This is a genomic window from Staphylococcus sp. TE8, assembly GCF_000692055.1.
GTDB classification, from domain to species: domain Bacteria; phylum Bacillota; class Bacilli; order Staphylococcales; family Staphylococcaceae; genus Staphylococcus; species Staphylococcus capitis.
The window spans coordinates 119,780-133,473 of the sequence record NZ_JMGB01000003.1 but is presented as its reverse complement, the minus strand read 5'-3'; the positions used below and the strand labels follow the sequence as shown (position 1 = coordinate 133,473).

Annotated in this window: 13 protein-coding genes; 3 read left to right on the top strand and 10 right to left on the bottom strand. The window is 32.1% G+C overall.

The window, feature by feature from the left end; all coding sequences use genetic code 11:
• Positions 1–521: 521 nt before the first annotated feature.
• From perR to bcp, 3 genes are all read right to left on the bottom strand, one after another.
• A complete protein-coding gene (gene perR, locus CM54_RS11090; protein ID WP_037551212.1) occupies positions 522–977 on the bottom strand; it encodes a peroxide-responsive transcriptional repressor PerR in 456 nt (151 codons plus the stop codon).
• A gap of 95 nt (positions 978–1,072) precedes the next feature.
• Entirely contained in the window at positions 1,073–2,023 is a 951-nt protein-coding gene (locus CM54_RS11085) for a phosphoglycerate dehydrogenase (RefSeq protein WP_037551210.1), read from the bottom strand.
• Positions 2,024–2,028: 5 nt separating this feature from the next.
• Positions 2,029–2,484 (bottom strand): thioredoxin-dependent thiol peroxidase, encoded by a 456-nt coding sequence (bcp, locus tag CM54_RS11080; RefSeq protein WP_037551208.1) that lies wholly within the window; start codon positions 2,482–2,484, stop codon positions 2,029–2,031.
• Between the two features lie 80 nt (positions 2,485–2,564).
• On the opposite strand from bcp, the gene CM54_RS11075 reads away from it, so the two are divergent.
• Complete coding sequence (locus CM54_RS11075; protein WP_002435901.1) at positions 2,565–3,860, top strand: glutamate-1-semialdehyde 2,1-aminomutase; 1,296 nt, start codon at positions 2,565–2,567, stop codon at positions 3,858–3,860.
• Between the two features lie 174 nt (positions 3,861–4,034).
• Positions 4,035–5,129, top strand: a complete 1,095-nt coding sequence (locus CM54_RS11070) for an FUSC family protein (RefSeq protein WP_002435931.1) — start codon at positions 4,035–4,037, stop codon at positions 5,127–5,129.
• 91 nt (positions 5,130–5,220) lie between these two features.
• Here the strand turns inward: CM54_RS11070 and CM54_RS11065 are convergent, their stop codons facing one another.
• The 3 genes from CM54_RS11065 to mutY all read right to left on the bottom strand — a co-directional run bounded on the left by CM54_RS11065 (position 5,221) and on the right by mutY (position 8,926).
• On the bottom strand, positions 5,221–6,957 hold the full coding sequence (locus CM54_RS11065) for an ABC transporter ATP-binding protein (protein ID WP_002435897.1): 1,737 nt from the start codon (positions 6,955–6,957) through the stop codon (positions 5,221–5,223).
• Between the two features lie 280 nt (positions 6,958–7,237).
• Positions 7,238–7,780, bottom strand: coding sequence for a nucleoside tri-diphosphate phosphatase (ntdP, locus tag CM54_RS11060; protein ID WP_002435932.1), 543 nt, complete (start codon positions 7,778–7,780; stop codon positions 7,238–7,240).
• A gap of 102 nt (positions 7,781–7,882) precedes the next feature.
• Positions 7,883–8,926, bottom strand: coding sequence for an A/G-specific adenine glycosylase (mutY, locus tag CM54_RS11055; protein WP_030063572.1), 1,044 nt, complete (start codon positions 8,924–8,926; stop codon positions 7,883–7,885).
• A 149-nt stretch (positions 8,927–9,075) separates the two neighbouring features.
• Between mutY and CM54_RS11050 the strand changes: the two genes are divergently transcribed.
• The gene (locus tag CM54_RS11050; RefSeq protein WP_002435893.1) at positions 9,076–10,053 is read left to right on the top strand and encodes a metal-dependent hydrolase; all 978 of its coding nucleotides are present in this window, start codon (positions 9,076–9,078) and stop codon (positions 10,051–10,053) included.
• A gap of 92 nt (positions 10,054–10,145) precedes the next feature.
• On the opposite strand, the gene CM54_RS11045 is transcribed toward CM54_RS11050, so the two are convergent.
• Genes CM54_RS11045 through recX form a run of 4 tightly spaced genes read right to left on the bottom strand, consistent with a single transcriptional unit; the run spans position 10,146 to position 13,691 of the window.
• Complete coding sequence (locus tag CM54_RS11045; protein WP_037551206.1) at positions 10,146–11,039, bottom strand: membrane protein; 894 nt, start codon at positions 11,037–11,039, stop codon at positions 10,146–10,148.
• A gap of 8 nt (positions 11,040–11,047) precedes the next feature.
• Complete coding sequence (locus CM54_RS11040; protein WP_002435950.1) at positions 11,048–12,565, bottom strand: ATP-binding cassette domain-containing protein; 1,518 nt, start codon at positions 12,563–12,565, stop codon at positions 11,048–11,050.
• A 15-nt stretch (positions 12,566–12,580) separates the two neighbouring features.
• Positions 12,581–12,895, bottom strand: a complete 315-nt coding sequence (locus CM54_RS11035) for a YfhH family protein (protein WP_002445497.1) — start codon at positions 12,893–12,895, stop codon at positions 12,581–12,583.
• Entirely contained in the window at positions 12,873–13,691 is an 819-nt protein-coding gene (gene recX, locus CM54_RS11030) for a recombination regulator RecX (protein WP_002435941.1), read from the bottom strand. The genes CM54_RS11035 and recX overlap by 23 nt, the downstream gene beginning before the upstream one ends.
• Between the last annotated feature and the right edge of the window lie 3 nt (positions 13,692–13,694).

Genomic DNA, 13,694 nt, shown 5'->3' with positions numbered 1-13,694 from the left:
TTTTGTTACATTTATTGGAATTAACGTTGACATATTGTCATTCAGTTTTCAATGTTCATTTAACACTTACAATACATTATTGTATCGAAATCAACTTAAACTGTCAAGAATTAAATTCATTAATTTATTTCTTGTTTGTAGTTGATTAATTCAACAAATAATATCTTATAATGTTTCGCAAGAAAGTTCAATAGTCAAAATTACACTTTATTAACATTAACTTAAAGTTTTTTACTTCAAGTTTTCAATTAATTAATCTGTTTTTGACGACTTTTATATAATATCAAGTTAGCTCAATAACGTCAATTACTTTCAAAGAGTTTTTAAGTTTAAAATTACTTTATCTGTGAATAAGTTTCTTGATTAAGAATAATTAGATTTAATAGTGTAATTCGCTCTTAAGATCATCATCTAACTAGAGATATCCTAATAAATAGGAAAACTTACAAATTTGCACCTAATTAATTCATAAAAAATAAGGTAGCAACCTTTAAAGGCTACTACCTTAAACTTTTAGGCTTTTAATTATTTTCGTTTTCTTTACATTCCTTACATACTCCGTATATTTCCATTCGATGATGAGTGATATCAAAATCTGTAACATGTTGAGCTAAATGTTCAACCTCATCAAGTTGAGGATAATGGAAGTCTACGATTTTACCACATTTTTCGCAAATAACGTGATAGTGATTATGTGTATTAAAATCAAATCGACTTGATGCGTCACCATACGTTAATTCTTTTACTAAACCAATATCTTTGAATACTCTTAGATTATTGTAGATAGTTGCAACACTTATATTAGGAAAATCAGGTGAAAGTGCTTGGTAAATCTCATCCGCTGTAGGATGTGAATGTGAAGAAATGAGATAACGTATAATTGCTTGTCTTTGAGGCGTAATACGTATTCCTGCTTTTCTTAAAGACGCAATTGATTCTTCAAGTTCATGTTCAATTGACTCTAAATCCGCACTCATTGAATTCACCATCTTTCTAGTTAATAATAATTATTACTTAATATTAATATAACTGTTGAAGATTATAAATGTCAATAAGTACATGATGTTTTCAACTAATACCCTTTATTTGGATCTACTTCATTCTCAATTACGCTGTTCTTATTGAGAAAATGAGTTAAGTTCTTTTCAAATATTGCAGTTACATCACGATTTATATTTTTATCATTACCAGTAATATGTGCAGTAATCGTAACATTATCTAAATCATATAGCGGGTTATCACTTGATAGAGGTTCATTTTCAAAGACATCTAAATATGCATGTCTAATCAAACGATTTCGTAAAACTTCTATAATAAGTTCTTCTTTCACAATCGTACCTCTACCTATATTTATAAATAATGCTTCGTCTTTCATTTCCTCAAAATGGTGTTTTTTAAGTAGATGTATAGTTTCTTGGGTTTCTGGGAGTGAATTAACTATCACATCACCTTCCGCTAATACATCATCCATTTCTTCTATAGTATAAGTATTATCAAAGTAATCTTTCATATGTCCTGATTTACTTACACCGATAACTTTCATTCCAAATGCTTGAGCTAAATATGCAGTCTTTTGGGCAATTGCGCCAGTACCTAAAAATAAAAGTGTTTTACCGTTAACTCTCTCACCCGTTAGCTTTGAGTCATACTTATGTGCACGTTGATTTTCATAAGATGTTCTCATTTTCTTATAATCATCTAATATAAACGTCATTATAAATTCTGATAGTTGTTTTGCTTGGACACCTCTGCCATTTGTTAAAATAATGCCCCTATCATTAATATAATCTAGTGGGAGATTATTGACTCCAGTAGCATACCATGCAATCCATTTTAAGTTTTTACACTCTTCTAAAAATGCTTGATCTATATCGCCATCATAACCAATTAAAATATCTAGTGATTCTCTATCTTCAGTTGGAATAAATTGAGCTTTTTTATAAAATTTGAATTCCTGTTCAGGAAATTGTTTTATCAACTGTTCCTCTAAATCTTTTAATCTTCTTAGACTTACGATTTTCAATATACTCACTCCAAGATATTTTTTAATTCTTCTATTTGAGTTTTAACTTTAACTTTTTCAATTACGTCAATAATATACCCATTTTCATCGATTACAAATGTAGTTCTAACGATCCCCATACTCTCTTTACCAAAAGATTTTTTTAATTGATATACCCCCGCTTCATCAGCAAGTTTATAATCTTCATCTACAAGTAAGTCAAAGTTGAGTTGATGTTTTTCAATAAAGTTTTGATGTTTCTTTTTAGAATCTCCACTAATTCCATAAACATCTACATCTAAATCATTAAATTCAGATAAGTTATCTCTAAAGTCGCATGCTTCAGTTGTGCAAGTTGGTGTATTGTCTCTAGGATAAAAATATAATATTGCCTTACGCCCTTTTAATGTCTCATTTGTAACTACTTCTCCGTCTTGATTCTCCAATGAAAATGATGGAAACTTTTCGCCTTTGGTTAACATATGCTCACCCATTTCTTAATAATGTTGATTTTATGATACGATATTAAATGAAAATATTAAATTAAAAGAGGTTGATAGATATGAATTTTACTGAAAGCGAACGTCTTCAGAAACTCTCTAATGAATATATACTAGGTGGCGTTAATTCACCTTCTCGTTCATATAAAGCTGTAGGTGGTGGTGCACCTGTAATGATGAAGGAAGGTCATGGAGCTTATTTATATGATGTAGATGGTAATAAATTCATCGATTACTTACAGGCGTATGGTCCAATAATTACCGGACATGCGCATCCACATATTACAGAGGCAATTCAAGATCAAGCTGCCAAAGGAGTGTTATATGGTACTCCTACTGAACTTGAAATTGATTTTGCTAAGAAGTTAAGAGATGCCATTCCTTCATTAGAAAAGATCCGTTTTGTTAATTCAGGTACAGAAGCTGTTATGACAACAATTAGAGTGGCACGTGCCTATACTAAAAGAAATAAAATTATTAAATTTGCAGGATCTTATCATGGACATTCTGATTTAGTTTTAGTTGCTGCAGGGAGTGGCCCTTCACAATTAGGTTCTCCAGATTCTGCTGGGGTGCCTCAAAGTGTGGCACAAGAAGTGATTACTGTACCATTTAATGATATTGATTCATATAGAGAAGCAATTGATTATTGGGGCGATGAAATCGCAGGCGTACTCGTCGAACCCATTGTAGGTAACTTTGGTATGGTTATGCCTCAACCTGGATTCTTAGAAGAAGTTAATAAAATCTCACATGATAACGGAACTTTAGTCATTTATGATGAAGTTATTACAGCTTTCCGTTTCCATTATGGGGCAGCACAAGATTTATTAGGAGTAAAACCAGACTTAACTGCTTTTGGTAAAATAGTTGGCGGTGGTTTACCAATCGGTGGCTATGGTGGTCGACAAGACATCATGGAACATGTCGCTCCATTAGGTCCAGCATATCAAGCTGGTACAATGGCAGGTAATCCATTATCAATGAGAGCAGGAATTGCTTTACTAGAAGTTTTAGAACAAGATGGTGTTTATGAAAAGTTAGACAAATTAGGAAAACGTCTTGAGGATGGATTACTTAAGTTAATCGATAAACACAACATTACTGCTACGATAAATAGAATATATGGCTCTATGACGTTATATTTTACGGATGAAAAAATTACTCACTATGAACAAGTAGAAAATTCTGATGGCGAAGCTTTCGCGAAGTTCTTCAAGTTAATGTTAAATCAAGGTATCAATTTAGCACCATCTAAATTTGAAGCATGGTTCCTAACTACTGAGCATACCGAAGAAGATATTGATAAAACTATAGAAGCTGCTGACTATGCATTTAGCCAAATGAAAAATAATTAAGACTTAACCCCCTACCATTATAGGTGGGGGTATTTTTATTAGAAAAAGATTAACCAGCTAATAGGCAAATCTTTTTATGTATAAGCTTGAAAAATTTAGCGTCTCGGTGTATAACAATAATGAATGAGAGTATGTATTAATATATTTAAATCATAAATCAAAGGAGCGTTATATTTGAGACTAGGAGCTCGGATTTTCAAGACTGGTATAGCAATTATATTAGCTATGTCTATCGCTTCTTTACTTCCAGATAATATCGGCTTAAAGGCACTTGCTGGTGTCAGTGCTGTCGTAGCGATGCAACCAAGCGTTTATCGTTCAATTAAAACAGTATCTGAACAAGCGATTGGTAATATTATAGGTGCTCTACTCGCCGTTACTATGGTAACTATTTTTAGTGATAACTTCATAATAATGGGCGTAACGGTTATATTGTTAATTGCGATTTTGTTTAAATTTAACCTAGCTCATGTTGCTACATTAGCAAGTGTGACGGCTTTAATCATTATGGGTCAACATACAGGTTCCTTCTATGTAGCAGCATTCTTCAGATTCGCTCTTGTTATGATAGGTGTTTTAAGTTCCTCAATAGTCAATTTAATCTTCTTACCTCCTAAATTTGAAACCAAAATCTATTATAATTCTGTAAATATTTCTTCAGATATTTTTGTATGGTTCAAACTTGTGCTTAATGATACTTCAGAATTTCATAATATTAAGCAGGATGGTGATCAACTTAATTCACGTATCAATAAATTAGAGCAAATCTACAATTATTATCATGAAGAGAAACCTTTGACTAAAAAACATATTTATCAGCAGAATAGAAAGAAGATATTATTTAAAGAAGTAGTAGGAACGACAAGACAGGCTTACGAAGTACTCAACCGTATGTCACGTTACCAAAATGACTTACATCAACTTAATAATCAACTATTATTACAAATTAAATTAGAACTTGATTCGTTAGTAGCAGTTCATGAACAAATCTATAAGAGCCTTTCTAAAAAAGCGAGATATGATGTTACAAAACTTGATTACGAAGTAGACAACCCACTAAAGAAAAACTTGATGGACGCATTTCAACAAGAGTTAATTCAAAATCCTTACCAAACGCAATACTCTTATGCAAATGTAATGCAAATTATAGCTGCTATTGAGGAATATAGATATCACTTAGAACATCTCGATAGAATTCGATTAAGCTTCTTTAAATATCATAATTCAGATTCAGACATCGACATTTCTGATGAGGACTTTGATTTGTAACTAAAAATGCACCACCTTTACTCACATTAATTATAGTAAAGGTGGTGCTTTATCATTTTTAAGATATTTAATTATTATTGATTCAAGCAGTTTATAAATTTTGAATACTATATAAATGTTCGTACGCACCTTGTTTCTGGATCAACTCTTGATGTGTACCTGTTTCAACAATCTGACCATTTTCCATAACCACTATTTTATCTGCATGCGTAATTGTAGACAGCCTATGAGCTACAATTAAAGTTGTTCTATCTTTACTTAATACATCCAACGCCTCTTGTATAATAGCTTCACTTTCTAAATCTAACGCACTGGTTGCTTCATCTAAAATAAGTATCGGTGGATTATTTAAGAATATACGTGCAATTGAAAGACGTTGCTTCTGTCCTCCAGAAAGTTTCACGCCTCGCTCTCCGACTTCAGTGTCATAGCCTTCAGGTAAATTCATAATAAAGTCATGCGCGTTTGCCATCTTGGCCGCTTCAACTATCTCGTCATCCGTTGCATCAGGTCTACCTAATAAAATATTTTCTTTCACAGTGTCTGAAAATAAAATATTATCTTGTTGAACGAGACCAATTTGATTTCTTAAACTACCTGTTAAGAAATCTTTCACATTATTGCCATCAACTAAAATTTCACCTGACGTAACGTCATAAAATCGTGGAATTAAACTAATTAAAGTTGATTTTCCACCACCACTCATACCAACAAAAGCTACAGTTTCGCCCTTATTAATTGTTAAATTAATATCATGCAAAACTTCTAATTCATTATCATTATATTTAAAGCTGACATTCTTCAAATCGATTTGCCCTTTTTTAATTTCAATAGGTTGCGCACCGATACCATTCTTAATGTCATAATCTTCATCCATAAGTTGGAAAACTCTGTCCATCGAAGCAAAGCTTTGGGTTAAAGTAGTAAATGAAGAAACAAGTCTTCTTAAAGGTCCAAATAATTGTTCTAAGTACCCTACAAATGCTGCAAGTGTACCTACAGTAATAGCACCATTAATAACTAAGTATGCGCCAACGCCTATTACAATAATTGGCCCTAAGTCTGTTACAGTGTTTATTGCTGCAAATGAATAGGCATTCCAACGTGTATGTTGAAAGGCGCGCTTTAAAAAATGACTATTACGGTGATCAAAATTTTGAGCTTCATTATCTTCTATAGCGAAACTTTTAATCACTGACATACCTTGAACTCGTTCATGCAAGAAACCTTGAACTTCAGCAAGTGCTTGAGAACGTACACGTGTCAATTGTCTCAATCTTCCGAAGAAGAAATAAACCGTTAAAATATAGAATGGGAAAATGAAAATAGCTGCAATAGTTAATTTAACATCTAAAAAGAACATAATAGATAAAGCGATGATAATAGTAACGCAGTCTAACCAAATATTCATTAACCCTGTAAGTATAAAGTCTTTTGTTTGTTCTACGTCATTAATAACGCGAGAAATCACCTGTCCAACTTGGTTATTTGCGTAGAAACGTGCACTTAAAGCTTGTAAATGATTATATAGTTGTTTACGGATATCATATAAAATTTTGTTACTTGTCCATTGAGCTAAATATTGTCTGATATATTCAATGGGCGGACGTACTATTACAAATATAAATAGAGCAATGCCAATTGCGATTGCAAGATGACTAAACTTTTCACTATTTGATAGTGAGTGGTTATTAATTACTCCATCTATAGCGTATTTAATCAATAACGGTATTAACATAGGTATACCAAATTTAATAATACCCACGATAATAGTTGCAATAATACGATATCTATATGGTTTGACGAATTTTAAATATCGTTTAATCATGCGCTTTTACCCCCCGTGATAAACGCAATTTATTTTTTAAAAAATGAACAGAGGTTGAATACATTTCATTCGCTTACTTTATACTCATAAGCACTGTCATGATAATGTTTCAACCTCTGATATTAAAATACAATACGAGACTTCAATATAATGTTGTAAATCTTAAAGATGTTAAACTCATTGAACTACAAGATTGCAATACATTTAAATCATGATTCTTATAATCATTCGACACTTTTAATAATATAAAGCAAAGAATCATGTATTACATCTTTTTTGCTTAATAATCTCTAATCTTTTTATAACGCTCTTTCCACACTTTAATAAAATCTGGAGCGAACGGTCCTTTCTTCTGCTCAATCCATTGCTGTAAGATGTCGACATTTCTTCTCAAAATAACGTCAATATCATGAGGATAGTTCATTTGGTTCATATGTAGTTCATACTCATCTTCATCGAGTAAGTGATACTTACCATTAGGATAAACTTTAATATCTAAATCATAATCGATATATTTTAGCGCTTCTTCATCGGACACGAAAGGTGATGATAAATTACAGTAATAATAAATCCCATCTTCTCTAAACATACAAATAACATTAAACCAATACTCCGAATGAAAATAGACAATAGCTGGTTCTCTTGTAATCCATGTGCGTCCGTCACTTTCAGTTACTAACGTATGATCATTCCCACCTATAATCACATGGTCAGTCCCTTTTAGAATTGTCGTTTCAGACCAAACACGATGTATATTGCCATCATGTTTATAACTTTGAATTTTAATCGTTTCTCCTTCTTTAGGTATGGACTCTTTAACCATACTCCACACCACCTTTATTATTTTTAGCCATTTAGATTATATCATACTTTGATACACTTGCTTAATAAATAAAGGCACTATATTAACCGCTGTATTAAGCTCTTATCCAACAATAAAACGGTATATTTTGTCCATTGATACAGGAAATGTATGATTATCCCTGTTATCTAAATTAAACCAAATCATGTTTGAGGGGAGTTCATTCTCCGAGAGATTTATAGATGTAGGTACACTATAAACTTTAATATTCCAAGTCATATGGGTAAACTGATGACGTAATTCAAAGATGGGCTCTTCTAAAGTTTCGACTTTAACTCCTAATTCTTGAGTTAATAAATTATCAGCTACACTTGCTTCCCTCATAGGAAATTGCCACATTCCGTTCAACAATTTTTCTTGTCGTTTTTCAAGTAGATATTGTCCATTATTATTTCTAATAAGAAATACTTTTTGATTGATAGTTTTCTTTTTAATATTTTTAGTTTTAATTGGAAGATCTTCAGTCGTCCCTTCATGAAAAGCCTCACAATTATCTTGCACTGGGCAAAATAAACATAAAGGAGATTTCGGTGTACAAATGAGTGCACCTAATTCCATCATAGCTTGATTAAATGTCCCTGAATCTTCTTGAACATATGGATTTAACTCTTCCTCAAACGCTTTACGTGTCGATTGTAATTTCGTATCACGATAATCATTGTTCAATCGAGACCATACTCGGAAGACATTACCATCAACAGTTGCTAAAGGTTGGTTAAACGCTATACTCATCACTGCTGCTTGCGTATAAGGACCCACGCCTTTTAATTTTTTGAAAAGATCTGGATCAGACGGGACTTCTCCACCATATTGAGATTCAACTTCTTTAACAGCTGTATGAAAATTACGAGCTCGACTATAATAACCTAGGCCTTCCCAATATTTAAGCACTTCGTCCTCATGTGCTTCGCTTAAAGCTGCTATTGTAGGAAATCGATTAACAAACCTATGATAATAGTCAATAACCGTGTTAACTTGTGTCTGTTGCAACATTACTTCACTAAGCCATATGTAATATGGATTAGTTGTTTCTCGCCAAGGCATTTCACGCTGATTTTTGTTAAACCACTCCACAATTCTCTTTTTAAAAGATTCCTCTTGATACATGCCATTTGTCCTTTCTACTTTTTCGATTGTGATGCATCTCAAATAAATCTCCACTTTCAAAAGATTCGTCAATTGAAGTAAGTTGATTTTGTTATAGCGACTTTTAGATTATAATATATATTAAATAAAGATGAAAAGAGTGAGCATTTATGGATACAGCCACACATATAGTTATGGGTGTAGGTCTCACTGCATTAGCAACACAAGATCCCGTCATGGCAGGTTCATTTGCAGCAACTGCAACCACCCTTGTTGCTGGTTCATTAATACCTGACGGTGATACTGTTTTAAAACTAAAAGATAATGCGACCTATATTTCTCATCATAGAGGAATTACCCATTCCATACCTTTCACTATTTTATGGCCAATTTTGATAACCTTTTTAATATTCGTTATTTTTAACAACACTAATCCACTACATGTTTGGCTATGGGCTCAACTTGCAGTATTTTTACATGTGTTTGTGGATATATTTAATTCTTACGGTACCCAAGCACTTAGACCCATAACCAATAAGTGGATTCAGTTAAGTGTCATTAGTACATTTGACCCTATTATTTTCACTCTTTTATGTATTGGTGTATTACTTTGGGTTTTAGGCATACATCCGTATTTCGCATTCTTCCCTATCGTAGCAATACTAGTGATTTATTATGTAATACGTTTTATGATGCAATCATCTATTAAAAAAGAAGCGTTAACTCAAATTGAAAATTCTCATAATCCTGTAAAAGTGTTTGTAGCTCCGACAATGAAATTTCATGTTTGGCGTGTGGCAATTCAAACCGATAAACATGATTATGTTGGAACTGCTCGGTGGAAAGATGTAGAATTTACTGATAAGGTAAAACGTCAAGCTATGACGCCTGATTCGTTACTTTGGAAGGTTAAAGGTAATAAAGATATATTTACTTTTTTAAATTTTTCATCCATTTATCGTTGGCAAACCACACCTTTAGAAGATGGTACAACAGAAATTCGATTAATGGATTTAAGATACCTTAATAATGGACGTTATTCATTTGTTGCAATTGCACATTTAACTCACGACAATGAAATCGACCACTCTTACATCGGTTGGGTATTTAGCGAAGACAAACTACAACGCAAACTATTTTCACAATAACATATAAAGAAACCAAGGCACCCCTTTCTCCAATTAATGATAAGGGGTGCCTTGGTCTTTATCTAACTATATATCAATAACTAAATACAGTGCTATTCATTTTTACCAATCATTTCATTATCTTCATTAGCATTTTCATTATTGTTAAATACACCATCATGTTCTAATTTCTTGCCATTATCATTACTCAGATGTGTTAAATCATTTTCAAGGTGAGTGTCATTTAAACTATCATATTTATCAAAAGCGATATAGCGAACTAATGCATAGTTAATCACACACATTAATGCTAAAAAGAGAATAAAGTAAATATGATATGGAATGTTATTCATACTTACTGCACCGAATATAATAGACTGTGCACTACCATGAACAAGATAATAAACGGGATTTAACATTAAAATATGATCTACTATCGATAAGTGCGTTTTAGGAATGAATAAAATTGGAACTATAAAGAAACAAATCGCACTCATTATAAAATAAATTGTGTCGAAACGTTTGAGTATAAATTTCAATAAACCAAAAGTAACAGCAATAACACCGATAAATATACTAGTCATAATCAAATAATAAATTAGCGACAATAAAGATGTCTCAAAGTTAATTGGCTTCAAGAACGCAATAATTAAACCAAGAATAAACATGTCTACGAATGCCAATAGTGCAATTACTATAGTAGGCGTTACTGATGAAATATGGAATGATTTCATTACCATATAATCTTTTCTATAAAACTTATAACTTAAGTATACAGAAAGTACAATGTGACCAAATACAATTAACGATGTCACTCTAAATAACCATCTTCCTTGAGCGATATCCGTATTATGATTTATATCGAAAATGCCCTCTAAACCTAATACTAAGATAATCCCTATTACAAGGCTCATAGCAAACCATTTCCAAATTTTCTTTAACCTACGAACACAATAAGTGATAAGATGTGGCAAGTTTTTCAAGTATAGTATTATATTATCTATCATTTTCACACCTACAATTCAATATATATCCATTTGTCATCTTTCATATCAGCAATAAAATAGCCACTACCTGATTTCGTAATCCAAACATCTTTTTTAATGTTAAATTTTTTCTTTAAGTCAGTTTTATGTTCCATTGGAATTACAAAGCCTGTTAACGTATCATTGTCTCCAAAAATCATATTTAGTGGTTGTTGTGTAATAGGAACTACATAACGATTATCTTTTTCTGGGACCAATGTTTTAGTCACTTTGTTATGCTTTTGATGTAAATGACTATTGAAGTATTCATAATATGTACTATAGTTTGTTTTAATGTATGGCATTAACGTTTTAAAACTATGCGATTCATATAAACCTGCAGGATTAAAATTGAATAATTCATTTTTGCCTACTGTATATATTTTATGATCCATTTCTACTCTATATTTTTTACTATTTTCACCAGTAATCGTAGCCACGCCATATTTAGGTAGAGTCGAATCTTGTGTACCACTCAATGTGGTTGAACCATCTAAAGCAATACCGTAAGTGAGTTTATCTTCATATGGATCTTTATTTTGATTTTGAATTGAAGCTTGAGTGTAATTTTCAGAAACATGAACCCTTCCTAAATCATTGAAAAGCAATATGCCCATTAACGTAAGTCCGATTAAGAAACTTGCAAACAGAGTTAATATTCTCACTAAAAATACTGGTGGTTTAGCGTGATTATAGCGCTCTATTCTCTTAAAGTTATAAGTCATCTCAGGCATACGCGTACGACTCTTTTTCCAATCTAAATCAAAATTTTCCAGTTGCGATTTTGAATCTAAACTTTTGCGGTCTTTTTCATGTTCTTTAAAAATAGGTAAAACTTGATTAAGTGAGCCTTCCTTTCTAATTTGCCCGTGAGAAACCCACGTAATATAGTTAGTCGTTTCGCTAATTTTATCAATATCGTTATCTATTAAAACGAGTGTACTATTATTCTTTATGTAATCATCTGATAATTCAATCGCTCTTTTGAAAAACACATCATCTAAATGCGAGAGTACATGACTCAATATAATAATTTTGTTTTGACAAGAACGAGCGATACTGAGAAGTAATTGCGCATATTCAGCTTCTGTTAGATTAGAAATACTATTTTCACCTTGCTCAGCTAAATGAGCCCAGTGGATAATTTGTTCAGCCTTATGACTACTCGCTTTGTAGGGAAATAGTTGCACCATCTCGTCAACATATTCTTGTACAGATTGGTGTGCTACTTTCCGGTCTTCCATATCACCGTAAAACAGATTCTCTGTTCGGGAAACCTTACCTTTATCAGGCTTAACCGTTCCACTTAAGATTCTGCCTATTAGCGTTTTAGAAGAACCCGGCTCACCAATTATTCCTAATGATTCACCTTGATATATATGTAAAGAAATATTATTTAAATTAATATCTTCTGCACCATAACCAAAAGGTAGGTACCATTTCTTTGCTCGTTTATTCCTATAATAATGCGTTACTTTTAGTAACCTTAAAACAATTGAACTTCCCATTGATTATACATCCTTCTAAATTTTTAATAATGCTAATGGTAGACCTTCTTCTGGTTCGCTACTTTTTATTCTGAAGCCCCAAGCAAAGACGCCTTTTAATCTCTCTACTTTAAAGTATTGTTCGCTGCCATCGTTCAATTTGTAAATTTTTCCAATTTCAACTTTATTACGATCAACCAGATAGCTTTCTGCAATGATGACTTTACTTTGGTACACATCGTATTCATTCATAATTCCATTCATTTCAGCTTTACGCATTTTCTCTTTGTATGTTTGAATTTCATGTCTTAATTCTTGTTCAGACATCTCACTCAATTTCTTCTGTACCATCTGTTATACCACTTTCTTCTAATTTTGATTTAATTTTATCATACTTATAACCTTTTCTCATAAGCGCTTCAATGGTTTTCATCATTAATTTTTGACCATCATATTTTTTACAATTTTTATTATAGACTTTCTCTAAATCACGTTGCAATAAATTATCTAAGGTCTCGTCATCTTGCGAAAAATTCAATTCATTCATCGTCGCTTGAATCGTCTCAAGGGTAAAACCTTTTTGCATTAAGGCTTGGGAAACCTTTTGTTTTACTTTAACCACAGGACCTTTTTTCGTTTTCATGACTTTGTTCCCCACTTTTATTACATCTTCAAGTGGTTGTTGTTCTTCATATAAAGCCGTATAATGATCGATAATCTTTGGCTCAATACCCAATTGATATAATTTCTGTTTATATATTTCAGGCCCTTTATCTGACGTTCGAATCATCGTATTTTTTAAACTTTCTGCATAATCTTCATGATCAATAAATTTTTCTCTATAACAATATTCTATTACCTGTTCGATTGCATTTTGTGAAACATCATTTTTTTCCAAATATTGACGTACTTCTTTTTCCGTGCGTTTTTTAAATGATAAATACTGAATCGCCATATTGACTCCACGACGATAGTGGTCATATTTTTGAATTTGTTCCATATCTTGAGGCTCTAACATTTGATCTTTCTTCAAATTGAATTTCACAAGCGTATCTATATCAATCCCCATTTCGAACTCTCCATCGAGATAAAGATTGAATCGCTCTTTATTCTTCTTTTGAACCTCAAGCTTCGTTATCTTTGGCATATC